Source organism: Stenotrophomonas muris (assembly GCF_052751275.1).
The window spans coordinates 3,170,831-3,196,547 of the sequence record NZ_CP199879.1 but is presented as its reverse complement, the minus strand read 5'-3'; the positions used below and the strand labels follow the sequence as shown (position 1 = coordinate 3,196,547).

Annotated in this window: 19 protein-coding genes; 11 read left to right on the top strand and 8 right to left on the bottom strand. The window is 67.5% G+C overall.

Annotated features, from left to right (window positions below):
• Window positions 1–13 precede the first annotated feature (13 nt).
• Window positions 14–733, top strand: coding sequence for a response regulator transcription factor (locus ACUVWL_RS14885; protein ID WP_014645826.1), 720 nt, complete (start codon window positions 14–16; stop codon window positions 731–733).
• Window positions 730–2,199, top strand: coding sequence for a sensor histidine kinase (locus ACUVWL_RS14880; RefSeq protein ID WP_032959213.1), 1,470 nt, complete (start codon window positions 730–732; stop codon window positions 2,197–2,199). The genes ACUVWL_RS14885 and ACUVWL_RS14880 overlap by 4 nt, the downstream gene beginning before the upstream one ends.
• Here the strand turns inward: ACUVWL_RS14880 and ACUVWL_RS14875 are convergent.
• Window positions 2,196–3,542 (bottom strand): ATP-binding protein, encoded by a 1,347-nt coding sequence (locus tag ACUVWL_RS14875; RefSeq protein ID WP_069118028.1) that lies wholly within the window; start codon window positions 3,540–3,542, stop codon window positions 2,196–2,198. The two genes, ACUVWL_RS14880 and ACUVWL_RS14875, sit on opposite strands and share 4 nt — an antisense overlap.
• Entirely contained in the window at window positions 3,539–4,228 is a 690-nt protein-coding gene (locus ACUVWL_RS14870) for a winged helix-turn-helix domain-containing protein (protein WP_014645829.1), read from the bottom strand. The genes ACUVWL_RS14875 and ACUVWL_RS14870 overlap by 4 nt, the downstream gene beginning before the upstream one ends.
• A 349-nt stretch (window positions 4,229–4,577) precedes the next feature.
• Between ACUVWL_RS14870 and asnB the strand changes: the two genes are divergently transcribed.
• A complete protein-coding gene (gene asnB, locus ACUVWL_RS14865; RefSeq protein WP_241887253.1) occupies window positions 4,578–6,479 on the top strand; it encodes an asparagine synthase (glutamine-hydrolyzing) in 1,902 nt (633 codons plus the stop codon).
• Window positions 6,480–7,171: 692 nt separating this feature from the next.
• On the opposite strand, the gene ACUVWL_RS14860 is transcribed toward asnB, so the two are convergent.
• Window positions 7,172–7,519, bottom strand: a complete 348-nt coding sequence (locus ACUVWL_RS14860; RefSeq protein WP_014035870.1) for a phasin family protein — start codon at window positions 7,517–7,519, stop codon at window positions 7,172–7,174.
• Window positions 7,520–7,636: 117 nt separating this feature from the next.
• Entirely contained in the window at window positions 7,637–7,999 is a 363-nt protein-coding gene (gene queD / locus ACUVWL_RS14855; RefSeq protein ID WP_014645831.1) for a 6-carboxytetrahydropterin synthase QueD, read from the bottom strand.
• A gap of 192 nt (window positions 8,000–8,191) precedes the next feature.
• Between queD and ACUVWL_RS14850 the strand changes: the two genes are divergently transcribed.
• Entirely contained in the window at window positions 8,192–10,831 is a 2,640-nt protein-coding gene (locus ACUVWL_RS14850; RefSeq protein ID WP_445978500.1) for a TonB-dependent receptor, read from the top strand.
• 74 nt (window positions 10,832–10,905) lie between these two features.
• Window positions 10,906–13,500 (top strand): M14 family metallopeptidase, encoded by a 2,595-nt coding sequence (locus tag ACUVWL_RS14845; RefSeq protein ID WP_445978499.1) that lies wholly within the window; start codon window positions 10,906–10,908, stop codon window positions 13,498–13,500.
• A gap of 555 nt (window positions 13,501–14,055) precedes the next feature.
• Here the strand turns inward: ACUVWL_RS14845 and ACUVWL_RS14840 are convergent.
• Window positions 14,056–15,471, bottom strand: a complete 1,416-nt coding sequence (locus tag ACUVWL_RS14840; RefSeq protein ID WP_046428694.1) for a DEAD/DEAH box helicase — start codon at window positions 15,469–15,471, stop codon at window positions 14,056–14,058.
• Window positions 15,472–16,337: 866 nt separating this feature from the next.
• Between ACUVWL_RS14840 and ACUVWL_RS14835 the strand changes: the two genes are divergently transcribed.
• On the top strand, window positions 16,338–17,327 hold the full coding sequence (locus tag ACUVWL_RS14835; protein ID WP_049442134.1) for a fumarylacetoacetate hydrolase family protein: 990 nt from the start codon (window positions 16,338–16,340) through the stop codon (window positions 17,325–17,327).
• Window positions 17,328–17,341: 14 nt separating this feature from the next.
• Window positions 17,342–18,010 carry a maleylacetoacetate isomerase gene (gene maiA, locus ACUVWL_RS14830; protein WP_142235403.1) on the top strand — a complete coding sequence of 223 codons (669 nt, stop codon included), beginning with the start codon at window positions 17,342–17,344 and terminating at the stop codon, window positions 18,008–18,010.
• Window positions 18,011–18,054: 44 nt separating this feature from the next.
• Here maiA and ACUVWL_RS14825 read toward each other — a convergent pair whose 3' ends face one another.
• The 3 genes from ACUVWL_RS14825 to ACUVWL_RS14815 all read right to left on the bottom strand — a co-directional run bounded on the left by ACUVWL_RS14825 (window position 18,055) and on the right by ACUVWL_RS14815 (window position 22,038).
• Window positions 18,055–19,515 (bottom strand): UdgX family uracil-DNA binding protein, encoded by a 1,461-nt coding sequence (locus ACUVWL_RS14825; protein ID WP_445978498.1) that lies wholly within the window; start codon window positions 19,513–19,515, stop codon window positions 18,055–18,057.
• Window positions 19,496–20,779, bottom strand: coding sequence for a putative DNA modification/repair radical SAM protein (locus tag ACUVWL_RS14820; protein WP_445978497.1), 1,284 nt, complete (start codon window positions 20,777–20,779; stop codon window positions 19,496–19,498). The genes ACUVWL_RS14825 and ACUVWL_RS14820 overlap by 20 nt, the downstream gene beginning before the upstream one ends.
• Window positions 20,780–20,910: 131 nt before the next feature.
• Window positions 20,911–22,038, bottom strand: coding sequence for a PilT/PilU family type 4a pilus ATPase (locus ACUVWL_RS14815; protein ID WP_014645840.1), 1,128 nt, complete (start codon window positions 22,036–22,038; stop codon window positions 20,911–20,913).
• A gap of 121 nt (window positions 22,039–22,159) precedes the next feature.
• Between ACUVWL_RS14815 and ACUVWL_RS14810 the strand changes: the two genes are divergently transcribed.
• The 4 genes from ACUVWL_RS14810 to ACUVWL_RS14795 all read left to right on the top strand — a co-directional run bounded on the left by ACUVWL_RS14810 (window position 22,160) and on the right by ACUVWL_RS14795 (window position 25,639).
• Window positions 22,160–22,525, top strand: coding sequence for a DUF4398 domain-containing protein (locus ACUVWL_RS14810; RefSeq protein ID WP_005415160.1), 366 nt, complete (start codon window positions 22,160–22,162; stop codon window positions 22,523–22,525).
• Window positions 22,522–23,406 carry an OmpA family protein gene (locus ACUVWL_RS14805; protein ID WP_080281838.1) on the top strand — a complete coding sequence of 295 codons (885 nt, stop codon included), beginning with the start codon at window positions 22,522–22,524 and terminating at the stop codon, window positions 23,404–23,406. Before ACUVWL_RS14810 ends, ACUVWL_RS14805 begins: the two co-directional genes overlap by 4 nt.
• Before the next feature lie 324 nt (window positions 23,407–23,730).
• A complete protein-coding gene (locus tag ACUVWL_RS14800; RefSeq protein ID WP_005407964.1) occupies window positions 23,731–23,967 on the top strand; it encodes a YdcH family protein in 237 nt (78 codons plus the stop codon).
• Window positions 23,968–24,268: 301 nt separating this feature from the next.
• Window positions 24,269–25,639: a pyridoxal-phosphate dependent enzyme gene (locus ACUVWL_RS14795; protein ID WP_014645842.1), complete on the top strand. Its 1,371-nt coding sequence runs from the start codon at window positions 24,269–24,271 to the stop codon at window positions 25,637–25,639.
• Window positions 25,640–25,717 lie beyond the last annotated feature (78 nt).

The following is a 25,717-nucleotide window of genomic DNA, read 5'->3' as shown; positions in this document are numbered from 1 at the left end:
CCCCGAGCTGCCGATGTCGACCAAACGCGTGCTGATCGTTGAAGACGATGCCCACATCGCCGACCTGCTGCGCATGCACCTGGGTGATGAGGGCTACGACGTCGCCCATGCCGCCAGCGGCGATGCCGGCCTGCGCCTGCTCGAGCAGGACGGCCCGTGGGATGCGCTGGTGCTGGACGTGATGCTGCCCGGCGTGGACGGGCTGCAGGTGTGCCAGCGCGCGCGCGCGATGGCGCGGTATGTCCCGATCATCATCATCAGCGCGCGCGGCAGTGAAACGCAGCGCATCGTCGGCCTGGAACTGGGCGCGGACGATTACCTGGCAAAACCCTTTTCGATGCCGGAACTGGTGGCACGGGTACGTGCGCTGCTGCGCCGCGCCGAGGCGATGGCGCAGAGCGCGCGCATCGATGCCGGCGCGATCGAGCTGGGTGGGCTGCAGCTCGATCCGGTCGCGCGCACCGCTTCGGTGGATGGCAACACGCTGGAACTGACCCCGCGCGAGTTCGACCTGCTGCTGTTCTTCGCCCGTCATCCGGACCAGGTGTTCGCACGCATGGAACTGCTCAACCAGGTCTGGGGCTACCAGCACGATGGCTATGAGCACACGGTCAACACCCACATCAACCGCCTGCGCAGCAAGATCGAACCCGACCCGGCCAACCCACGGCGGTTGCTGACGGTGTGGGGCCGCGGTTACAAGCTGGTCGACCCGGCCGGGGCGGCGGCATGATCAAGCCGAACCTGTGGCAGAAGCTGGCGGTGGTGACCGCCGCGCTGATGCTGATGTGCTGCATGGCGCTGTTGGCACTGCAGATGCGTGCCAACACCCGCCACGAGCAGGAAGTCGTGCAGCGGCTGTCGCTGGGCCTGGCCGAACACATCGCCCAGCGCAGCGAGCTGATGGACACCAGCGGCATGCGCGATGCGGCGGTGCGCGCGCTGTTCGGCCAGCTGATGGCGGTCAACCCCAGCGTCGAGGTCTACCTGCTGGACGACCAGGGCCGCATCCTCGGTCACGATGCACCCAGTGGACATCTGGTGCGCAACCGGGTGGATGTGGCGCCGTTGCGTCGCCTGCTGGCCGGTGCACCGTTGCCGATCCTCGGCGATGACCCGCGCAGCGCCGATGGCCGCAAGGTGTTCAGCGCTGCACCATTGATCGTGCAGGGCCGGCCGGCCGGCTATGTGTACGTGGTGCTGGTCGGCGAGCACCGGCAGATGCTCGCCGACGATCTTGCCGCCGGCAGCCAGTGGAACACCACGCTGTGGTCGGTGGTGCTGGTCGGCAGCCTCGGCCTGTTGGCCGGGCTGGTCGCGTTCTACTGGGTGACGCGTCCGTTGCGGCGGCTGACCCGGCGGATCCAGGCCTTTGATATCGATGCGCCGACGCCGCTGCCGCCGCCGGAGCCGCTGCGCGCTGGTGAGCGCGACGAACTGGTGATCCTGGAACATGCGCACGCGCAGATGGCGCAGCGGCTGGGCGAGCAGTGGCAGCAGCTGCGCCAGCAGGATCTGCAGCGCCGTGAACTGGTCGCCAACATCTCGCACGACCTGCGCACGCCGTTGTCGTCGCTGCACGGCTACCTGGAAACGCTGGCGTTGAAGGACGCCACGCTGTCACCGGACGAGCGCCGCCGCTATCTCGGCATTGCGCTGGCACAGAGCGCCAAGGTCGGCCGGCTGGCGCGCGCGCTGTTCGAACTGGCGCGGCTGGAGCACGGCGAAGTGCGGCTGGAGTGGGAAGTGTTCGCGCTGCCGGAGCTGCTGCAGGACGTGCTGCAGAAGTTCGAACTGGCGGCACAGGCGCGTGGCCAGCAGCTGCACGCGGCGTTTCCGCCCGGCCTGCCGCTGGTCCGTGCGGACCTGGGCCTGGTCGAGCGGGTGCTGACCAACCTGCTCGACAACGCGCTGCGCCATGCACCCGAGGGTGGCCAGATCGAGGTGCGCCTGCGCGCGACCGCCGACAGCGTGGAGGTCTGCGTCGCCGATGATGGCCCCGGGGTAGCCCCGGCGCTGCGTACCCAGCTGTTCCAGGCACCGGCCGCGCTCGGCGCGCGGCGTGGCGACAACGGCGGATTGGGCCTGTTGATCGTGCAGCGCATCGTGCAGTTGCATGGCCGCCGCATCGAACTGCGCGACAGCGAACGGGGCGCGCTGTTCGTGTTTGCCTTGCCGCGCGCGGAAACGGCGGTCTAGCAGGCTGCCTCGGCCTCCACGACACCGCCGTTTTCCAGCGGAAGGTGCAGGCGGATGCAGGCGCCGCCCAGCGCCGAATCGGTCACCTCGACCTGGCCGCCATGCTTGTCGGCCACCACCTGCACCAGCGCCAGCCCGAGGCCGAAGCCGGGGCTGCCCGGGTCCAGCCGCACATAGGGTTGCAGCACCTGGCCGCGCAGTTCCGGTGCGATGCCGGGGCCGTCGTCCTCCACCTGCAGGCACAGCCAGCCGTCATTGACCGTGCTGGCGATGCGGATCTGCCGACGCGCGTAACGCAGCGCATTGCCGAGCAGGTTGCGCAGCGCCAGTTCCAGCATGTGCCGGTTGACGTTGACCAGGCCCACCGGCGACAACGCCTGCTGCACCGGCATCGGCAACGGTGCGAACTGGGCCACCACGCCGCGCACCAGCGCCGCCAGCTGCAGGCGCTGGCGGGTCAGCTGATGGCAGCGGCCCAGTGCGGCGTATTCGACGCCGGCATCGGTGAGGTGCTGCAGCCGATCGACGTCGGTGCGCAGCCCGCCCAGCGCATCGCGCTGCACATCGTCGAGCGCGGTGTCTTCCAGGTCGGCCAGGCCGAAACGCATCCGTGCCAACGGCGTGCGCACCTCGTGCGCGACCGCCTGGGCCAGCACGCGCTGGCTTTCCAGCAGCTGCTGCAGCTGCTCGGCCATGTGGTTGAAGGCGTTGGCCAACGGCCGCACCAGCGCGGTGCCGGCGCGCGGCGCACGCGTGTCCAGCTGGCCGTCGCGCATGCGGCGGGCCGCCTGGGCCAACTGCGAGACGTCGCGCCACAGCCGGTACACCATCACGTACATCGGCAGTGCCACCGCCACCATCAGGATCAGCAGCAGGATCGCCACACCGGATACTTCGCTGTCCTGCCAGCCTTCGTCCGGCAGCGCCTCGTCCAACGGGCCCAGCATCACGGCGTAGTCGCTGTCGCCGATCCGCTGCAGGCTGCGCATGTGCTCCAGGTCGATCTGTACGCGGCCGTTGTTGAACGGCGGGCGCTGGCTGGCCGGCAGGGCCTTCACCGCCTCGGCCAGCGGCACCATGCGCAGCGCGTAGGCGAAATCGGCGTCGAGTTCGCGCGCCAGTGCCGGCCACTGCTCGCGCGGGGTTTCGGCGAAGCGATGCTGCAGCAGCGCGTGCGTGCCGCGCATCTCGGCCTGCAGGCCGGCTTCGGTGCGGTCTTCCAGCAGGGCGTCCCAGGCCCACAGGCCCAGCACGATCAACAACAGGTGGGCGACCAGGAAACCGATGCCGTAGCGCAGGAAGTGGAAGGCGTGGCCGCGCATCGCCGACGGTGTGCGTTTCATCCCCATGCGGAGCGGCTGAACAGGTAGCCGCGGCCACGGACGGTCTTGATCCGTTCCGGCTGCTCCGGGTTGTCGCCCAGCTTGCGGCGCAGGCGCGAGATGCGGGCATCGATTGAGCGGTCCAGGCCATCGAAGGCGATACCACGCAGGCCGCGCAGCAGCGCGTCGCGGTCCAGGATCTGGCCGGCATTGCTGGCCAGCAGGAACAGCAGGTCGAACTCGGCGGTGGTCAGCTCCAGCAGGCTGCCCTGCAGGTGCACGTTGCGGGTGGACGGGTCGATGCTCAGCTCGCCGAAGCGCAGGCTGCCGTCACGCGGTTCGACCCGGCGGTGGCGGCGCAGGTGGGCGCGCAGGCGGGCCAGCAGCACCCGCGGTTCGATGGGTTTGCCGATGTAATCGTCGGCCCCCAGTTCCAGGCCCAGCACCTGGTCGATGTTGTCGGTACGGGCGGTCAGCACGCAGATGATGCCGTCATAGTGGGGCCGGATCTGCCGACACACTTCGAAACCATCCTGGTCGGGCAGGCCCACATCGAGCAGCACCAGGGCCGGCTTCTCCGCCAGGATCCGGGCCACGGCGCGCTCGCCGCTGCGCTCGTGGGCCACCTGGTAGCCATGCCGTTGCAGGTAGTCGCTGACCATCGTTCCCAGGCGGGCATCGTCTTCGACCAGTACGATATCCAGCATTTCCAAGGCCTCCGTGGGCGCAAACGTACCGCCACGGCACGAGCGCGGCGATGCTATCCCAGCCTTCGGGCCGCCCGGGTCCCGGGGGCGGGCGCCATTCAGCCGGGGTTGCTGGCGCGCGGGCCTGGTCTCAGTCCCGGCAACAACTTGGCGGCCAGCATAGCCTGTTGCTGTTACAAAACGTTACCTTCGTGATACGGCTGGTGACGATCGCTGACAGCAAAGCGACTGACGCCGCGCGCCCCCGCGCCGAGCATGGAGTCTCCTCCGCTCCGCGTGCCGTCCCCATGTCGCCCGCCGCCCCCTGCCTGCCGAACCTGTCCCGCCGCTGCCAGTGCGGAGGCTTCCGATGAGCGGCGTGGTCGGGGCCTGGCTGCCGCCCGCCGAGGATGAGCAGCTGCTGCAGCAGCTGGCCCCGATGCTGCGCGCGCTGCAGCAGCGTGGGCGTGGCCGCATCGGCTACTGGACCGACGCCGAGGCCGGCCTCGCGCTGGGCCATTGCCGGGCGCCGACCGATACGCCGTTGCAGCCGCTGAGCTCGGACTGCGGTCGCTACGTGCTGTGCCTGGACGGCCGCCTGTACAACCGCGGCGACCTGCAGGCGCAGCTGCGCGATCTGCCCCGCAGTTGCAGCGATGCGCGGCTGCTGCTGCAGGCGATCGTCGAATGGGGCGTGCAGCGGGCGCTGTCGCGCATCGAAGGCGCCTTCGGTTTCAGCGTCTGGGACCGGGAGTCGCGCGTGCTGTGGCTGGCCCGTGATCCGGTGGGCGAGCGGCCGCTGTATTACGGCTGGTACCAGGGCCAGTTCCTGTTCGCCTCGGAGTTGAAGGCGCTGCAGGCATTCGCCGGCTTCGCGCCGAGCATCGACCAGGATGCCCTGAGCCTGCTGCTGCGCCACGACTATGTGCCGGCGCCGCACACCATCTACCGTGGCATCCACAAACTGGTGGCGGGCGCGATGCTGCGTATCGATCTCAGCGACCATGCCGCGGGTTGCTCCAGCCAGGCCGCGCAGGGCGGCGCGCGTTACTGGTGCGCACGCGACGCGATGCAGAGTGCACTGCAGGAGCCGCTGCAGCCGGCGCCGAGCCTGGAACAGGCCACCGACCAGCTTGAAGCGGTACTGCAGAAGGCCATCGCCTCACGCATGCACTCGCCCCTGGCGTGCGGCGCGTTCCTGTCCGGCGGTACCGACTCCTCGCTGGTGACGGCGATGATGCAGGCACAATCGACCCTGCCGATCGAAGCGTGGACGGTCGGCTTCGACGATCCGGGGCATGACGAGAGCGACTGGGCGTCGCAGGTCGCGCGCCATCTGGGCGTGCAACACCACCTGCATCGCATGGACGCGCGCCAGGGCCTGGACCTGCTGCAGCGCCTGCCGCAGGTCTGGTGCGAGCCCTTCGCCGACGCCTCGCAGCTGCCGACGCTGCTGGCCAGTGAACTGCTGGGGGCGCGCAAGCCGGTGGCACTGACCGGTGACGGTGGCGATGAACTGTTCTTCGGCCACCCCAGCTATGGCCGCGCGCTGCGCAATGCGCGCCTGTGTGGTGGCCTGCCGGACTGGGTACGCGACCTGGCGCGGCGCAGCGGCAACCGCATGAACGTCGAGCGCGGCCGCCTCGGTGGTTGGCGCGCCCTGGTGGCCGAGGTGGCTGCCAATGATGTGGAAGGTCACTACCTGCAGCGCGTGACCCGCTGGCGGCAGCCGGCGCAGGTGGTGCTGGGCGCGCGTGAGCCGGTGACGATCTTCCAGCAGCAGGACACGGCGCTGCCGGCCGAGGCGCGCATCCAGCTGCTGGATTTCCGCATGGACCTGGCCGAGGGCATCCTGGCCAAGGTTGATCGTGCGGGCATGGCGGCGGGCGTTGAAACCCGTGCGCCGCTGCTGGACATGGAGGTGGTGCGCCTGGCCTGGCGGCTGCCGCAGCACCTGAAGTACCACGATGGCGAGCACAAGCTGATCCTCAAGCACCTGCTGGCGCGCTACCTGCCGGATCCGCTGGTGTATCGCCCCAAGCGCGGCTTCGGCCCGCCGATGGCGCGCTGGCTGGCCGGTCCGTTGCGCGACTGGGCGGAGGCGCTGCTGGATCCGCAGCTGCTGCGCAATCAGGGCTGCTTCGATGTGGCGCGCGTGCGTGGTGTCTGGGAGGCGTTCCTGCGGGGCGAGCGCAAGTGGCACACGCACCTGTGGAACGTGTTGATGTTCCAGGCGTGGCACCAGCACTGGCACGGTGGTCGCGGGCGCTGAGCCGTTCCTGCATCGCGTGCGGCGGGTTCAATCTGCGCGGCGCAGGGCGGATGCCCTTGCGTACGAATGTCCTCCGGCGCCGGCCGTTGGCCGTCACCTCCCCCTTTACTTCGTACGCAAGGGCATCCGCCCGGCGTTCGGAGTTCGCCGGCGCCTCCTTGAAAGGCGGCCGCGAGCGCTGTGATCTCCTCGCCGGAAGCCGAGCCTCGTCGGGGCGGGCAGGGCCCATCGGTTCGCGGCGGATCAGGACGAAGACATGCGTGTGGCGGATGCATTCTGCGCGGCGCAGGACGGAGGCCCTTGCGTACGAATGTCCCCCGGCGCCGGCCGTTGGCCGTCACCTCCTCCTTTACTTCGTACGCAAGGGCCTCCGCCCTGCGTTCGGAGTTTGTCGGCGCTTCCTTGAAAGGCGGCCGCGCGTGCTGCGCTCTCCTCACCGCACGCCGAGCCTCGTTGGGGCGGGCAGGGGTCTGGGCAAAGTAAAGGAGGAGGTGACGGCCAACGGCCGGCGCCGGGGGACATTTGCCCAGACCCCTGCCCGCCCCGGCGGGGCCCTTCAGCCTGCAGAGACGTCGCACGAAGACGCGCTTCGGTATCGAAACGACAAGCAAAAAAAGACCCGGCAGAGGGAGGGATCTGCCGGGTCCGGATTGCGTGGGGGGAGGGACCCACGCAATGAGTGTTGCGTCGCGTCAGTGGTTGTTCGCGTCCGCCGTTGATTCGTTGTAGCCCTGCACCAGCTCGGACCAAGCCTTGCTGGCCTGCAGGCCGAGACCGACCACGTCCTGCTGGGCCTGGCCCAGCCGCTGCAGGTTGTCCTGCCACAGCTGCGCGCCCTTGGAGAGCGTCCCGGCCGCATCCTCGCCGCGGGCCAGTTCACCCAGCCAGCCGCCGGTCGCAGTCAGGTTGCGCTCCATCACCTTCAGCTGCACGCCGAACATGCTTTCCGCGTTCTCCAACGCCAACCGGTTCGCACGCGTTGCCGCGGCGGCGAGCTGGCGGGTGGCATCACTGAAGCGATCGCTGAAGGCGGCGGCCATGGGGGCGTCAGGGAGTGGCTTGATGCATTGCAGCATACGCCCTTGATGCGGCAATGCAACAAAAATAACAAAGGCGCCCAGGGCGCCTTTGAAACACCTTTCAGATCAATGGGTTGATCAGGCAGTGGGGCCGCGGTAACGGCACCCCGACGTGCAGGTTTCGTGCACGGTGATCTCGCTCAGCGCCGGCAGGCCGGGCTTGAGCTCGTTCCAGATCCACACCGCCAGGTTCTCGCTGGTCGGGTTCTCCAGGCCGGGGATGTCGTTGAGGTAGTGATGGTCCAGGCGATCGTAGATCGGCTGGAAGGCCGCCTTCACGTCACCGAAATCCATGATCCAGCCGGTCTGCGCACCCGGCTCGCCCTCGACCTTCAGTTCCACCCGGAACGAGTGGCCGTGCAGGCGCGCGCACTTGTGCCCCGGCGGTACGTTGGGGAGGCGGTGCGCCGCCTCGAGCATGAAGACTTTGAAGATTTCCATGGCGCAATTGTACGCCGCAGGTGGCCGGCCATCCTGAGCGGATGCCGGGCTCTCGTGAAGTAACTCTTTCCATCCGGATGAAGAGATGATAGTTTCTCTTATATCCGTATGAAGAGATGTTATTGGCCGGACCCGGGCCAGGCATGGACTACTGCGGAACTTCATCGCCCTTACCACCTCCCCCACATCGTCATGCCCAAGCACACCCTGCTCGTGGCGGCCCTGGCCGTCGCTCTGGCCGCGCCTTTGTCTGCCGCCGCCGAAACCTCCGCCGACGCCAGTGGCGAAGCCAGCACCCTGGCCGCCGTGCGTGTCACCGGTTCCAACATCAAGCGCACCGATACCGAGGCCTCCAACCCGGTGCAGGTGATCGGCCGCCAGCAGCTGGAACAGACCGGCAAGGCCACCGTGGCAGATGTGCTGCGTTCGATCTCGGCCAACACCGGCAACGCCAGCAACGAAACCACCAACAACGGCTGGGCCTCCGGCTCGGCCGGCATCGGCCTGCGCGGCCTGTCGCAGAAGAACACGCTGGTGCTGCTCAACGGCCGCCGCCTGGCCAACTACGGCTTCCCGGCCGGTGGCCTGTCCGATACGTTCGTTGATCTCAACGCGCTGCCGCTGGTCGCGGTCGAGCGCATCGAAGTGCTCAAGGACGGCGCCTCGGCGGTGTACGGCTCCGACGCCGTGGCCGGCGTGGTCAACATCATCACCCGGCAGAACTTCGAAGGCGCCGAGATCGGCGGCAGCTTCGGCGGTGCCGACCAGGGCGGCCTGCGCGAGCAGAACCTGAAGTTCGTCGGCGGCCTTGGTGATCTCGACACCGATGGCTACAACATCCTCTTCAGCCTGCAGGGTTACAACCGCGAACGTCTGGACCAGGACGAACGCAACCTGACCAGGAGCGGCATCTACACCGACAAGCCCGGTGGCCGCTGGAACGGCTGGTCGGCCAAGGGCGCGCGCTACCTGGTCAACGGCGTGTCGGTGCCGATGCTCGACGCCAACGGCAACTGCCCGGTCGGTACCACCCGCGTCGCCAGCGCGCCGATCGACGGCCTGGCCGGCGACACCTGCGGCTTCAACCAGGCCCCGTTCACCACGCTGATCCCCTCGACCAAGCGCTACCAGGCCTATGCCAACGGTACCTTCCGCCTGAACGACAACGTCGAAGCCTTCGGCGAAGTGCTGTACAGCCAGATCAAGAGTGCCGCGTGGTTCGGCAGCAGCCCGTTCTTCACCCTGGAGAGCGGCCGCTTCGCATTGAACGCCAACAGTGGCCTGGCCGAACCGGTGTCGTCGCTGCTGCCGGCCAACAATCCGTACAACCCGTACGGCCGTGCGATCCCGATCGAATACACCTTCTTCGACCTCGGCGGCACGATCAAGACCAACCGTTCCACCGCCTATCGCGGCGTGTTCGGCTTGCGTGGCACCACTGCGAACTGGGACTGGGAAGTGGCTGCATTCGGCGCACGCAGCAGCGAGCGTGAGAGCGTGTCCGGTGGCTTCGCCAATCGCTGGGCGCTGGCCGATGCGCTGGCCACCGGCAGCTACAACCTGCTGAATCCGGCGGCCACGCCGCAGTCGGTACGTGATTCGATCAACATCGCCACGCTGCGTCCGGCCGAGTCCAAGCTGCAGGGCGTCGACGCCAAGATTTCCGGCAGCCTGGGCCACACCTGGGCTGGCGAGATCGGCTTCGCCGCCGGTGCCGAGTGGCGCCGCGAGAAGCTCGATTCCAACAACCCGTGGCAGATCGACGCCGGCCTGCAGGTGCGCCCGGCCATCGCCGAAGTACATGGCCAGCGCCAGGTCAGTGCCGCCTACGCCGAAGTGAACGTGCCGCTGGCCTCGACCCTGGAACTGTCCGCCGCCGCGCGTGCCGATCACTACGATGATTTCGGCGATGCGTTCTCGCCGAAGATCGGCCTGCGCTGGCAGCCGCTCGATTTCCTGCTGGTGCGTGCCTCGGCGTCGAAGGGCTTCCGTGCACCGTCGCTGTCGGAGAACTCCAACAGCACCAGCATCGCCTACGGCAGCGTGGCCGACCCGCGTGATCCGGACGTGCCGGGCTCGCGCCAGAACCCGACCTTCTTCACCGTTGGCAACAACGCACTGAAGCCCGAGCGCACCAAGAGCGTGAACTTCGGTGTGGTGCTGTCGCCATGGGCCAACACCAACCTGAGCGTGGACTACTACCGCATCCAGCTGGACAACCTGGTCGGCACCAACAACACCCAGACCCTGGTCAACGACAACGTGGCCGGCGCCGTGCAGCGCGACGAGCGCGGCAAGCTGCAGGCCGTCTACAACCGCTACCAGAACCTGAGCGAGCTGAAGACATCAGGCATCGACGTCGAGCTGCGCCAGCGCATCCCGACCGCTGCGCTCGGCGACTTCACCGTGTCCTCCGCCTACACCCACGTGCGCGACTACCGTCGCCCGACCGTGGTCGGCGGCCCGCTGGTCGACTACGCCGGCAGCAACCTCGGCGCGACCCTGCCCAAGGACAAGGCCACCACCACCCTGGACTGGAAATACGGCGACTTCAACGCCGCGGTGACCTGGTACTACACCAGCAGCTACCGCCAGGAGGCCAGCACCGCCGCCAAGGCCGTGCAGCAGCGCGTCGGCAGCTACAGCCAGTACGACCTGTACCTGGCCTACACCGGCATCGACAAGCTGACGGTGTACGCCAAGGTGCAGAACCTGGCCGACAAGACGCCGCCGTACGATGCCTCGTTCCCGGGCATCCGCGCGCCGTACGACTTCAGCCAGTACGACCTGCGCGGCCGCTACTTCACGCTGGGCTTCGACTACCGCTTCTGATCCACCCGCTGCGACCGGTCTCCCCAGGGGACCGGTCGCGCGACCGCCTGCCGTTGTGTTCCAGGGGAGTCACTGTGTCCTTGCATCGTCGTGCCGTTCTTCCGTTGCTGCTTGCCGCCGCCACCGCACTGTTCCAGCCGCAGCCGGTACAGGCACAGAGCACCTACTTCTTTCCGCAGGCTGCCGATGCAGCGGCGTTCGATACCGCCGTGCCCACGCCGGAGCAGTTCCTCGGCTATCCGATCGGCAGCCGTTACACCCGGCACGACCAGCTGGTGGCGTACTTCCAGGAACTGGCCCGGCGCTCGGACAGGATCAGCGTGCGCGAGATCGGCCGCAGCTATGAGGGCCGCCCGCTGTTGATCGCCACTGTCACTGCCGCAGGCAACCACGCGCGGTTGGAACAGATCCGCCAGCAGCACGCGACCCTGGCCGATCCGGCGCAGCCGCGCAGTGCGGCGGGCGACAGCCCGGTGGTGGTGTGGCTGGGATACAGCGTGCATGGCAACGAGACCTCCAGTGCCGAGGCAGCGATGCTGACGGCTTACTACCTGGTGGCCAACCGCAGCGCCGAAACCCAGCAGTGGCTGCAGCAGGCGGTGGTGCTGTTCGACCCGGCGCAGAATCCGGACGGTCGCGATCGTGCCGCCAACTGGCACAACGCGTGGGCCTCCGATCCGGCCTCGGCCGACCCGGCCGACAAGGAACACGTTGAGCCGTTCCCGCAGGGCCGCACCAACCACTACTTCACCGATCTCAACCGCGACTGGCTGGCGCTGACCCAGCAGGACTCGCGGCCGAAGGTGGAGGTGTTCCACCAGTGGCACCCGAACGTGCAGATCGACTTCCACGAAATGGGCAAGGACAGCACCTACTACTTCGAGCCCTCGCCGAAGAGCATGCACAGTCCGCTGATTCCCGCGGCGTCGTACGAATTCAACAAGACCCTGGCCAGGTACCACGCGCAGGCGCTGGATGCGCTGGGCTCGCTGTACTACACCGGCGAGAACTTCGACAACTTCTCGCCGGTATACGGCTCGACCTACCCGGACTTCCATGGTGCCGTCGGCGTGACCGTCGAACAGGCCAGCTCGCGCGGCCGCGTGCAGGAATCGGTGAATGGCCTGCTGACGTTCCCGTTCACCATCCGCAACCAGGTCGCCACCGGGCTGGGCACGGTGCGTGGCGCAGTGACCGAGCGCAGCGGCCTGTTCGACCTGCAGAAGCAGTTCTTCCAGAGCGCGCTGAAGCAGGCCGCACAGCAGCCGGTGAAGAGCTTCGTGTTCGGTGATGCGCATGATCCGGCACTGACCCGCCGCCTGCTGGAACTGTTGCTGCTGCATCGCATCGACGTGCGCGCGCTGGATCGTGCAGTCACTGTGGATGGGCAGCGCTTCGATGCCGGCAGCGCCTACGTTGTGCCGGTCCAACAGGCGCAGTTCCGCCTGGTGCATTCGATCTTTGCCGAGACGCCGCCGATCAAGGGTGATGTGTTCTACGGCAGCACCAGCTATGCAATCGCACCGGCCTACGGCGTGGCCTTCGCCGGTAGCCGCAGCCGTATCGAAGGCGGTGCACGCGTGACCGCACTGCCGGCGGCGCAGGGCGCGGTGCTGGGCAGCCAGGCCGGGTTCGCCTACGCGATCGACTGGCGCGACTACAACGCCGGGCGCGCGCTGGCTGCACTGCAGGGCAAGGGCGTGAGCGCACGTGCGGCGTTCCAGCCGTTCACCACCGCGACCGCGCAGGGCGAGGTCAGCTTCGCCGCCGGCAGCCTGGTGATTCCGGTGGCCGGGCAATCGCTGCAGGGCGCAGCGCTGCTTGAGGCCGTGACGTCGGCCGCGCGCGAGGCGGGTGTGCAGGTGCACGCACTGCCCAGCGGCCGCAGCCGCGAAGGCATCGACCTCGGCAGTGACGGCGTCAAGGCGCTGCGCAAACCCACGGTTGCGCTGGTGATGGGCGAGGGCGTGGCCGCCACCGAGATCGGTTCGGCGTGGTTCCTGCTCGACCAGCAGCTGCACCTGCCTGCCAGCAAGCTGGACCCGCAGCAGCTGGGCAAGGTGCCGCTGGACCGCTACACCACGATCGTGCTGTCCGGCGGCACCTACACCGGCATCGATGCCACGGCGGTGGCCGCACTGAAGCGCTGGGTGCAGGCCGGAGGTTCACTGGTGACCTACGGCAGCGCCTCGAAGTGGGCGATCGAACAGAAGCTGGCCGACGGCGAGAAGCTCGGCAAGGAAGAAGAGACCGCCGACGAGAGCCGCCGTGCGTTCGGCGACCAGCGCGACATCGCCGCGATCGAGCGGGTCAGCGGCAACATCCTCAGTGCCGACGTGGATACCAGCCATCCGTTGGCGTTCGGCGTGCCGCGCCGGCAACTGGCGATCAACAAGGAAAACACGGTGACGCTGCAGCCGAGTGCGAACCCGTTCTCGACGGTGGTACGCATCGACGCGCCGCCGCGGGTGAACGGTTACTTGTCCGAGCGCAACCGCACGCGGGTGGCGGGCAGCGCGTGGCTGCTGGTGTCGGCGCAGGGGCAGGGTAACGTGGTGCTGTTCGCCGATGATCCGGCGCATCGCAAGTACTGGCATGGCACGGACCGCCTGCTGATCAACGCGATCTTCTTCGGGAATCTGGTGAATCCGAGTAAAGCGCGGGGTTGAGGGTTTGCGCGCCTTGATTGATGCGTGTGGGGGAGGCCGGGCGGGCTGCGCAGGACACGCCGTAAACCCGTCCTTGGGGGCTCGATGGCGCCATCCTTGGCGCCAACGGTCCTGCGCAGCCCGCCCGGCCTCCCCAAGACAGTTTCCAGCGGGCGCGGACGCGTCAGACCCCAAGGCGGGAGCGAGGGCAAAAGCAAAAGCAAAGCCAGGAATTGCGACTTCGGCTTTTGCCTTTGAATTTGAATTTGAATTTGAATTTGAATTTGAATTGGATCTTTCTTCTCCCGGCTACCCGGCGGGAGAAGAAGGCGCAGGCAATGCTTGAAGCGGATGGGCATGGGGACAGCGCAGAACCGATGGCGCCATGGATGGCGCCATCGAGCTTACATGGACGTATTTACAGCGTGTTCTGCGCTGCCCCCATGTCCATCCGCCCTCGGTACTGCTACCGCGTGCTTTGTCACCCGGTAGCCAGCAACAAAAAAGGACGGCGCGTCAGCGCCGTTCCTCGATAGCCCCCCGCGCAGCGGGAAGCGCCATCCATGTCAGCTGGGATCAGCCGGCGCGACCGCCGCCGTTGCCACCCTGGCCGCGGCCACGGCCGCCACCATTGCCGCCACCGCCACGGCGCTGGCCCTGACCCGCGCCCGCACGCTGCTGGCCGTTGCCGCCGCCCTCGCGACGGCCACCACCGGCCTTCTTCGGGCCGGCATGCGCATGGCGCGGCGCATCGCCGTGCGGACGGCGTGCGTGGCTCTTGCGCGGCGCGCGCTCACCGGTATCGTGCTCCGCCTTGCCCGGCGCACTGTTGCCCCAGCGGATCGGCGTCTGCAGCTCGAAGCCCGGCACATCGCGGATGTCCATGTCGCGGCCCAGCAGGCGCACGATCGCGCGCAGCAGCTTCACTTCATCCTGCGCCACCAGCGAAATCGCCTGGCCGGTCGCGCCGTTGCGGCCGGTGCGGCCGATGCGGTGCACGTAGTCCTCGGCCACCATCGGCAGGTCGAAGTTGATCACCTTCGGCAGCTCGTTGATGTCGATGCCGCGCGCGGCGATGTCGGTGGCCACCAGCACGGTCACGCGGCCGGCCTTGAAGTCACCCAGCGCACGCAGGCGCTGGCCCTGGCTCTTGTTGCCGTGGATCGCCGCGGTCTTGATGCCCGACTTTTCCAGGAAGGTGGCCAGCTTGTCGCTGCCATGCTTGGTGCGGGCGAACACCAGGGTCTGCTCGCGGCTGTCCTGCGCCAGCAGGTGCAGCAGCAGGTCGCGCTTGCGGCCGGCGTCGACCGGATGCACGCGGTGGGTGATGGTTTCGGCCACGGTGTTCTTCGGCGTCACCTGGATCTGTTCCGGGTTGCGCATGAACTCCAGCGCCAACTGGCGGATGTTGTCCTCGAAGGTGGCCGAGAACAGCAGGGTCTGGCGGTTCTGCTTCGGCAGCTTGGCCAGGATGCGCTTGATCGACGGCAGGAAGCCCATGTCGAGCATGCGGTCGGCTTCGTCCAGGATCAGCACTTCAATGCCGGACAGGTCGACGCTGCGACGCTCAAGGTGGTCGATCAGGCGGCCCGGACAGGCCACCAGCAGGTCCACGCCACGGCGCAGGATGTCCAGCTGGTTGCCCATGCCGACGCCGCCGTAGATGCAGGCGCTGGGGATGCGCAGGTACTTGCTGTAGCCACGCAGGCTGTCATGCACCTGGGTGGCCAGCTCGCGGGTCGGGGCCAGGATCAGCGCGCGCGGCTTGCGCGGGCCGGCACGTACCTCCTGCGAGGCGGTGCCCAGGTGCTGCAGCAGCGGCAGGCCGAACGCGGCGGTCTTGCCGGTGCCGGTCTGTGCGCCGGCCAGCAGGTCGCGACCGGCCAGCGCCAGCGGGATCGCCTGCTGCTGGATCGGGGTCGGGTTTTCGTAGCCCTGCTCGGCGAGCGCGCGCAGCAGGAAGGGCGCCAGGCCCAGCGATTCAAAAGACATTGAGTTTGCTCCAAGTACAAGAAACGCCTGTCCGAGCGGACAGACGGGGGCAGATCAAACTGATCGGCTGACTCGGAGCGTTCCCGTGAACCGCGCTGCGAGAATTGGGTGCAGCCGGCACGAAGCGCAGGCTGGAATGCGTGACGAACGGCGTCGGAGTGGGGGCGGGCGAAGAGGGCGGACCCTGGTCGCCGGCGATCCCGGAGGGAAACGGACGGCCGCTGCAGACCCTGCAAGTCTAAACGATGTTCGAGACTTCGCGCAAAAAGGCCTGTTCAGGTAGGGGCGTCTCTGCAGGGCTTGCAGCCCTGCACCCGCGGAGGCCAGAGCCACGTCAACGTCAAAAGCTGGCTTCCTGAGGGTTGGCGGGGTGGGTCCGGTTGAGGGGGGCGCCGTAAACCCATCCATGGGGGCTTGGTCGCGGCATCCATGCCGCTCACACCCCCTCAACCGGACCCACCCCGCCTTCGACAGTTTTTCGCGATCTGTCGAATCTCATTCGATTTATTTCGATATCTGACGGATTTCGACGATGAATGATGGGGATGTTCGATCCGTCATCGGGAAACTGTCGGGGGTAGGGCGGTGTGGGTGGGCAGGACCGTTGGCGCCATGGATGGCGCCATCGAGCCCCCATGGACGGGTTTACGGCGTGTCCTGCCCACCCACACCGCCCCGCCCAACCAGTAGAAAGCCAGAGCCGCTTTTGACGTTGCCGTTGCTGTTGCATTGAGCAGGTGCAGGGCAGCAAGCCCTGCCGAACCCCCCACTACGGTAGGGTGGGCCGATGCCGCGCTGCAGCTTGGCGTCGCCGCAGATTTGATTACACTTGAAACTTGTTTGCCCACGACTCCGGACACCCACCCATGAAGCTTGGTTCTTTGAAGGAAGGCGGCCGCGACGGCACCCTGATCGTCGTCTCGCGTGACCTGCGCCACGGCGTGCGCGCCACCGGCATTGCCGCCACCCTGCAGCAGGCCCTGGAGGACTGGAGCCACATCGCACCGCGCCTGAACGCCCTGTACGAATCGCTCAATGCCGGCGATGCCGATGGCGTGTTCGACCTCGACCCGCAGGCACTGGCCGCACCGATGCCGCGCGCCTATGAGTTCGTCGATGGCAGCGCCTACCTGCCGCACGTCGAGCGCGTGCGCCGTGCCCGTGGCGCCGAGGTGCCGGACAGCTTCTACACCGACCCGCTGATGTACCAGGCCACCAGCGCCGGCTTCTACGGCCCGCGCGATGCGGTCAAGGTGGTCAGCGAGGACTACGGCATCGACCTGGAAGCGGAGATCGTGGTGATCACCGACGACGTGCCGATGGCGGCGACCCCGGAACAGGCAGCCGGTCATATCCAGTTGGTCGGCCTGGTCAACGATGTCTCGCTGCGCAACCTGATCCCGGGCGAGCTGGCCAAGGGTTTCGGCTTCCTGCAGTCCAAGCCGCGCTCGGCGCTGTCGCCGGTGTTCGTCACCCCTGACGAGCTGGGCGCCGCGTGGCAGGACAGCAAGGTGCACCTGCCGCTGCTGACCCACATCAACGGCCAGTGGTTCGGTGCGCCGGAAGCGGGCGTGGACATGCAGTTCAATTTCGCCCAGCTGGTTTCGCATGCGGCCAAGACCCGTCCGCTGGTCGCCGGCACCATCGTCGGCTCGGGCACCATCGCCAACGAGGACACCAGCAAGGGTGCGTCGTGCTTCGCCGAGCAGCGCGTGGTCGAAACCCTGCGCGACGGCAAGCCGAGCACGCCGTTCATGTCGTTCGGCGACGTGGTCCGCATCGAGATGCTCGATGCCGCCGGTAACAGCATCTTCGGTGCGATCGAGCAGCGCATCGAACAGGCGGCCAGGCCCTGAGCATGGAGGCGGCCATGGAGATCCCGGTCAACGACGGCATCGTGCTGTACACCTACTGGCGATCCAGCGCCGCCTACCGCGTGCGCATCGGTCTGGAGCTGAAGGGCCTGGCCTGGGAGGCCCGGCCGGTGCATCTGGTGCGCGACGGTGGCGAGCAGCACCGGGATGCCTATCGGGCGCTCAACCCGCAGCAGCAGGTGCCGACCCTGCTGCATGAGGGGCATGTGCTGACCCAGTCGCTGGCGATCCTCGAATACCTGGACGAGCGCTTTCCGCAGGTACCGCTGCTGCCGGCCGACGCCGCCGGCCGCGCGCGGGTGCGGGCGCTGGCCCAGCTGGTGGCCTGCGACATCCACCCGATCAACAACCTGCGGGTGATGCAGTACCTGGAGCGCGATCTGCAGGTGCCGGCCGATGCGCGCACGCAGTGGACCCTGCACTGGATCGCCGAGGGCTTCGCGGCGATGGAAGCCCTGCTGGTCAACAGCCGTGACACCGGCGCCTTCTGCCATGGTGACCGTCCCGGCCTGGCCGATATCTGCCTGCTGCCGCAGCTGTACAACGCCCACCGCTTCGGCCTGGACCTGGCACCGTACCCGACCCTGCGCCGCATCGAAGCGGCCTGCCAGGCAGTGGATGCCTTCGACCGCGCACGCCCGGAAAACCAGCCCGACGCCGCCTGAAAAAAAGGGGACGGAGGGGATTAAGTCGTATATGCACTTACGACTTAATCCCCTCCGTCCCCTTTCTGCCGCAAACGGGCCAGGTCATCGCGGAACACCCGGTAGGCTTCCTCGCGGCGCGCATCGTCGGTCTGCCGCAACACCCATGCCGGGTGCACCGTGGCGTAGCCGCGCGTGCCGTCCTCGAGGGTGTGCCAGCGTCCGCGGTCGCGTGCGAGGTCGAAACCACGACCGAATACCGAGGCTGCGGCTGTCGCGCCGAGGCATACGATCACCTGGGGCCGCACGCGTGCGATCTCACCCATCAGCCAGGGGCGGCAGGCCTGGATGTGGCGGCTTTCCGGCCGCTTGTGCAGCCGCACCTTGCCGCGCCGCTCATGGTGGAAGTGCTTCACCGCGTTGGTGAGGTACAGCTGGGCGCGATCGATTCCCAGTTCCGCCAGTGCGCGGTCCAGCACCTGGCCGGCAGGTCCTGCGAACGGCTGCCCGCGCAGATCCTCGGTATCACCGGGCTGCTCGCCGATCACCATCACCCGCGCATCGGCAGGCCCCTGCCCGAACACGGTCTGCGTGGCCTGCTCCCATAGCGGGCACTGGCGGCAGGCAATGGCCTGTCCGCGCAGATTGTCCAGGCTGCTGGCATCGGCTGCCGGCGCCGCAGCGTTCGCACGCGGGGGAATCCTGCGTTGCGGTGCCTGTGCCGGCCGGTCATGCATTTCCTGCACGCGGTCGGCCGCGTCGCGCACCAGGCGTGGCAGCAACTGTGCTTCAGGCAGGTGGCGCCAGTACTTTGCCGGCATCTCCTGCATCATCATCCGTGTGTTGAGCCGCGCCGGATTGAAGATGCTGGCGTAGTAGGTCTGCCACAGCGACTCGCGTGCATCCTCGGCCGGGGCATCTTCGCGCCGTGCACCGGGGCCGAAGGCAAGCGCCTGCCCATCCCAGGCGACGCTGCGCGAAGGGGTCAGGATCGCCCAGCGCATGCCGGTGAAGCGGCGCGCGAAGAACGGCGCGACCCGGTCGACGATGTGGTGCTGCGGCTCGAACCAGGCGATGAACGCATCGGGCTGGCCAGGTACCTCGCGGAAGCGCACGAATGCCTTCATCTTGTGCGTGTCACGGCGGACGGCCTGGGCGAGGGCTGTCGCGCGCAGGACATCGGCGTCGGCGGGGTTGCCCAGCACTGATCGCTCGCCATGGGCGATGCGCCACAGCAGGCGATACAGCAAGGCCAGGCGCTGGGGATCGCGATGGCACAGGCAGGTGGCCGCCAGCTCCAGGAAGTCACGTGGAACGTTGGGTGCACCGGCATCGGCAAGCATCGGCGCCTGCTGCACGGCCGGCGCATCCAGCAGCGACGTGTCACTCCCTTCCAGCCAGTCCAGCTGCGGCGGGGCAACGCCGCGCAGCAACGCTTCGCGCGCAGCATCGCGCCAGGCCTGCAGCGACCACGGCGGATCCACCCGCAGCGACCAGCGCTGCGCGTCAGGATGCAGACGGGGCATCGAAAAGCGAACCCTGGCGCGGCGGCGGGGCCAGCTGCGCGCGCAGCGCCGCCGGATCATCCAGTGCTTTGCGCGGGTGATGGTCGGCCAGCAGCACGAACGGCAGCAGCTTGCTCATCGGTGCCCTCAGGCGCGCGATGTCGGCCACGCGCAGCCGCCCGTGGCGGCGTGCCATCAGCACGCGCTTGACGTTGCGCACGCCAAGGCCGGGCACGCGCAGCAGCATTTCCTTCGGTGCCCGGTTCAGATCGACCGGAAAGCGCTCGGGATGGCGGATCGCCCAGGCCATCTTGGGGTCGATATCCAGGTCGAGCATGCCGTCCTGGGTGGTATCGGTAATCTCCTCCACACCGTAACCGTAGAAGCGCAGCAGCCAGTCTGCCTGGTAAAGGCGATGTTCGCGCTGCAGCGGTGGCGGCTGCAGTGGCAGCTGCCGGCTGGCGTCCGGAATCGGGCTGAATGCGGAGTAGTAGACCCGGCGCATGCGGTAGTTGCCGTACAGACTGTCGGCGCTGGCCAGGATCTGCTGGTCGTTTGCCCCGTCCGCGCCGACGATCATCTGGGTGCTCTGCCCGGCCGGTGCGAAACGGGGAGGGCGCGGGCGAACACTGCGACTGGCCGTCGGCGCCACCACTGCGGGGGCCTTGCGAGCTTCCTTGGCTTCCTCGATGCGCCAGCGCAGTTCGCCCATCGCGCCACGGATCGAATGCACCGTCTTCTCCGGTGCCAAGGCGCTCAGGCCGGCTTCGGTCGGCAGTTCCACGTTGATGGACAGGCGGTCCGCATAGCGCCCGGCACTGGCCAGCAGTTCCGGCGAGGCCTCGGGAATGGTCTTGAGGTGGATGTAGCCGGCGTAGCGGTGTTCTTCGCGCAGCTGCCGGGCCACTTCCACCATCTGCTCCATGGTGTAGTCCGCATTGCGGATGATGCCGCTGGACAGGAACAGGCCCTCGATGTAGTTGCGCTTGTAGAAGTCCAGGGTGAGCGTGACCACCTCGTCCACGCTGAAACGCGCGCGGGCCACGTTGCTGGAGACCCGGTTCACGCAATAGGCGCAGTCGTAAATGCAGAAGTTGGTCAGCAGGATCTTCAGCAATGAAACGCAGCGGCCGTCGGGCGTGTAGCTGTGGCAGATGCCCATGCCCTCGGTACTGCCGATACCGCCACTGGCGCGCGAATCGCGTTTGCCCGAGCCGCTGGAGGCGCAGGACGCGTCGTATTTGGCGGCGTCGGCCAGAATGGCCAGCTTGCGGATGGTTTCCATTGAGGAAACCTACGGATGAGGGGTCTCATTGGATGAGACCGCCCATGAACGCTTCAGAAAAAAGGGGACGGAGGGGATTAAGTCGCAAATGCACTTACGACTTAATCCCCTCCGTCCCCTTTTTCGTGGGGTCAGAAGCCGTGGGTGATGCTGGGTGCGCCGGCCGAGAAATCGGCGTACGGGTCGTGCTCGCCGCTGCTGCCTTCGGACAAACGGAACTTCAGGGCCAGGCCATCGCGCGAGTCGGCCGCGCGCAGCGCTTCCTCCTGCTCGATGATGCCCGCCTTGGCCAGCCGGAACAGGCACTGGTCGAAGCTCTCCATGCCTTCTTCCAGCGAGCCTTCCATCGCCGCCTTGATCTCGTGCACCTGGCCGCGACGCAACAGGTCGCGGATCATCGGCGTGTTGATCAGCACCTCGGTGGCCGGCAGGCGACGGCCCTCCTTGTTCTTCACCAGGCGCTGGCTGATCACCGCACGCAGGTTCAGCGCCAGGTTCATCAGCACGTTCTTGTGCGCGCTTTCCGGGAAGAAGTTGAGGATGCGCTCGATGGTCTGGTCGGCGTTGTTGGAGTGCAGGGTGGCCAGGCACAGGTGCCCGGTCTCGGCGAAGGCGATCGCCGCCTCCATCGTTTCCGCATCCAGGATTTCGCCGATCAGGATCACGTCCGGCGCTTCACGCATCGCGTTCTTCAGCGCGTTGTGGAAGGCGTGGGTGTCCAGGCCGACCTCGCGCTGGTTGACGATCGACATCTTGTGCTTGTGCAGGTACTCGATCGGATCCTCGATGGTGAGGATGTGACCGGTGGTGGTGCTGTTGCGGTGGTCGATCATCGACGCCAGCGAGGTGGACTTGCCGGAACCGGTGGACCCCACCACCAGCACCAGCCCGCGCGGGGTCATGATGACGTCCTTCAGCACCTGCGGCAGGTTCAGCTCCTCGATGCTCGGGATGCGGCTGCGGATGGCGCGGATGACCATCCCGACCTCGCCCCGCTGCTTGAACACGTTGACGCGGAAGCGCCCGGCGTCGGGCAGGGCGATGGCCATGTTGAGCTCGAGCTCGCGCTCGAACTGCGGCACCTGGCCTTCGTCCATCAGCGAGTAGGCGATTTTCTTGACCATGCCCGGCGGCAGGCCGGTGTTGCCCAGCGGATAGAGCTTCCCCTCGATCTTGATGTAGACCGGTGCCCCGGTGGTCAGAAACATGTCCGAAGCGTTCTTTTCGGTCATCAGCTTCAGGAAGTAGCCGATATCCATTGCGAATTTTCCCCAACGAAACGGCCGACGCCCGTTGCCAGCACGGTGTCGGCTTGACGACAATGGCCGTGAACCGACAACCGGTACGGCCTCCCCAATGAAACGACTTAGCTTCGCACGAATGCGCCATGGCCTGTATGTGATGGCGTTTGCATTCGCACTGTCTGCCCCCGCCTGGGCGCAGGACGCCGCCCTGGAACTGGCGCAGGCCCGGCAGGCGGTCGACAAGGCCACCCAGGCCGACGCCGACCAGTACGCCCCGGACCTGATCGGTCTGGCCCGGCAGGGGCTGGAGCAGGCCCAGCGCGCCGCCGGCGACCGCCGCGAACGGAAGAACGCCCCGGCGATGGCCCTGCGCGCCGCCGCCGATGCCGACCTGGCACGCGTCCGCAGCGAGGAAGCCACCGTCACCGCGCAGCTGCAGCTGCGCCGCAACGAGGTCAACCAGCTGCAACGCCAGCTGTCGACCGGGGAGGACCGCCGGTGAAGCCGATGACCGCCGCAACCCTGGCCGCGCTGCTGGCGCTGCCGACCCTGGCCGTGGCCGCCGACAACCCGATGGTGGCGCAGCTGAGCCAGCGCCTGATGGCCATCCAGGCCAACCCGGATACCGCTGAGCTGGGCGCCTTCGAGCGCATGCAGGCCCAGCAGGCCATCGCGACCCTGGACAAGGCCAAGCGCCGTGACCAGGAGCTGGCCACCTACCTGGCCGAGCGCCGGGTGGAGATTGCCGAGACCGCGGTGCGCACGGCGATGGCCGCGCGCGAGGTCGACCGCCTGGAGCGCACCCGCAGCGACCTGCTGATCGAGGCCAGCCGCCGCGACGCTGCCCGCGCCCGTCAGGAAGCCGAGCAGCTGCGCATGCAGGCGCAGATGCAGGCCGAGGAGGCCGAACGCCTGCGCCAGGCCGCCGAGGCCGAAACCCTGGCCCGCCAGGACGCCGAAAACGCCCTGACCAGCGTGGCCGGCAAGCAGCAGCAGCGGCTCAGCGCTGCCCAGCAGAACGCCGCCAAGCTGGCCCGTGAGGAGGCCGAGCTGGTCTCCGGGCAGAAACTGCCGGGTTCAAAGTTCGATGGGCGAGGCGAAGTCTTCACCTTCAATGGCGACGCGTTCGCTGCAGGTGCCTCCAGCCTGTCCGGTGGGGCCCGCAACCAGGCCAAGGCGCTGGCCGAGTACCTGAACATCGGCAAGAAGGGCCGCCTGCGCATCGAGGCCTACGACAATGCCAACGGCGTGGGTCAGAAGCGGGCCGAAGCGCTGCGCGACGCCCTGGTCGCGGCTGGTGTCGCCAGCAACCGGATCCAGGTCAGCGGCAAGAAGGCAGCCTCCACCCGGGCCCGTTCGGCCGAGGTCATCATCGCCCCGTAATGCATTGATATTGTTTGTTTTTCGTTGCAATGAGCATTCAGCCTGAACCCCGCCCCGGCGGGGTTCGGTCTTTTTGTCGCAGGGGTCTTGTACCCCGCCCTGAGCAGGCGTAGGGTCAATTGTCCGGGACGCAATGCCGCGGACCGGACGATGGGAGGGCCGGGCCGATGCAAGCAGGGCGCGAACCGCAGCAGATCGACGTGCGCAGGCCAGTGCCGCAGGTCGTTGCAGGCGTCCAGGTGGCCATCGGGCGGCGCTCCTCCATGAACAACGCCCCGTGCCTTGTGGCCGGGGCGTTCGTGTATCTGTCGAAGGAGGTCCATCATGTTTGAAGATCAGCCCCAGAGCGAGATCGACGCCCGTCGCGCGCGTGATCCGGAGTTCAGGGCACTCCATGACCAGCACCGCAAGTTGAACAAGAAGTGCATGGACGCGGAGTTGGGTGTACTCCCGATCGATGATGTCACCCTGGGTCGCATGAAGCGTGAGAAGCTGCTGGCCAAGCAACGCCTTCTGCGAATGTACGAAACACCGCTCCCAACGACGTCCCCCACGCTTTGACGCACCCCGTCGCGCCCGGAACGGCGTGACCCGGCCATCGATGGCCCCGCCGGGCGACCCCGCCCCGGCATCGCGGCACCGCCGATGAGGCGGCCGCGCCAAGGCACCACAGGCGGTGGTGCCTTGGCCAGCAGGCACAACTCACCGATGCGGGCGGTACCGGTCTCCTCGTCGATCCGGGGCCGCCCGCATCCCTTCATGGGGCAGGCGGGCGGCATGCCTGCACCGACCTGACATTCAGCGCCATCCGTCGGATAATCATCGGTCCGGCCCTGCGTGGCGCGAATCGAAAGTCCTCCGAATGCCCATCCATTCTTCCGTCCTCGAACTCATCGGCCAGACCCCGATCGTCAAGGCCCAGCGCCTGGACACCGGCGTCTGCGAGCTCTACCTGAAGCTGGAGAGCGCCAACCCGGGCGGATCGATCAAGGATCGCATCGGCCTGTCGATGATCGAGGCGGCGGAGCAGCGTGGTGACCTGAAGCCGGGCGCGACCCTGGTTGAAGGTACCGCCGGCAACACCGGCCTGGGCCTGGCGCTGGTGGCACAGCAGAAGGGCTACAAGCTGATCCTCGTCGTTCCCGACAAGATGAGCCGCGAGAAAATCTTCAACCTGAAGGCGATGGGCGCTGAAGTGCGCCTGACCCGTTCAGACGTCGCCAAGGGCCATCCCGAGTACTACCAGGACCTGGCCAAGACCATCGCCGAGCAGACCCCGGGCGCCTACTTCATCAACCAGTTCGGCAACCCGGACAACCCGGCCGCGCATGAGTTCGGCACCGGCCCGGAAATCCTCGAGCAGATGGGCGGTGACCTCGACGCCATCGTGTTCGGCTGCGGCAGCTCCGGCACCATGACCGGCCTGTCGCGCGCGTTCGCCAAGCTGTCGCCGAAGACCGAGCTGGTGCTGGCCGATCCGGTCGGCTCGATCCTGGCCGAATACATCAACGACGGCGTGCTCAACGACAAGTCGGGCAGCTGGCTGGTGGAAGGCATCGGCGAGGACTTCCTGCCCTCGATCTCCGACTTCAGCCGCGTCAAGAAGGCTTATGCGATCAGCGATGCCGAGAGCTTCCACACCGCGCGCGAGCTGCTGGGCAAGGAAGGCATCCTGGGCGGTTCGTCCACCGGCACCCTGCTGGCGGCGGCGCTGAAGTACTGCAAGGAGCAGACCACGCCGAAGAGGGTGCTGGTGCTGGTCTGCGATACCGGCAACAAGTACCTGTCGAAGATGTACAACGACTACTGGATGCTGGACAACGGCTTCCTGCAGCGCCCGCAGCACGGCGACCTGCGCGACCTGATCCTGCGCCCGTACGGCCAGCGCGACACCGTGGTGATCGGCCCGAACGACCTGCTGACCACCGCCTACCAGCGCATGAAGCTGTACGACGTCTCGCAGCTGCCGGTGATGGACGGCGAGAAGCTGGTCGGCATCGTCGACGAAAGCGACGTGCTGCTGCATGTCTATGGCGACGAGGCGCGCTTCCGCGACACCGTGGCCACCGCGATGGTCAGCAAGCTGGACCGGCTGGACGTGAAGTCGCCGATCGAGGCCCTGCTGCCGGTGTTCGACCGCGGCCAGGTGGCGATCGTGATGGACGGCGACGCCTTCCTCGGCCTGATCACCCGCATCGACCTGCTGAATTATCTGCGTCGGCGCGTTCAGTAAGGCGTTTATCGCCGCAGATCGCTGCTGAATTCCGGTTTATCCGCGTCAAAGCTCGTTAAGGCCGCGCTGATAGACTCC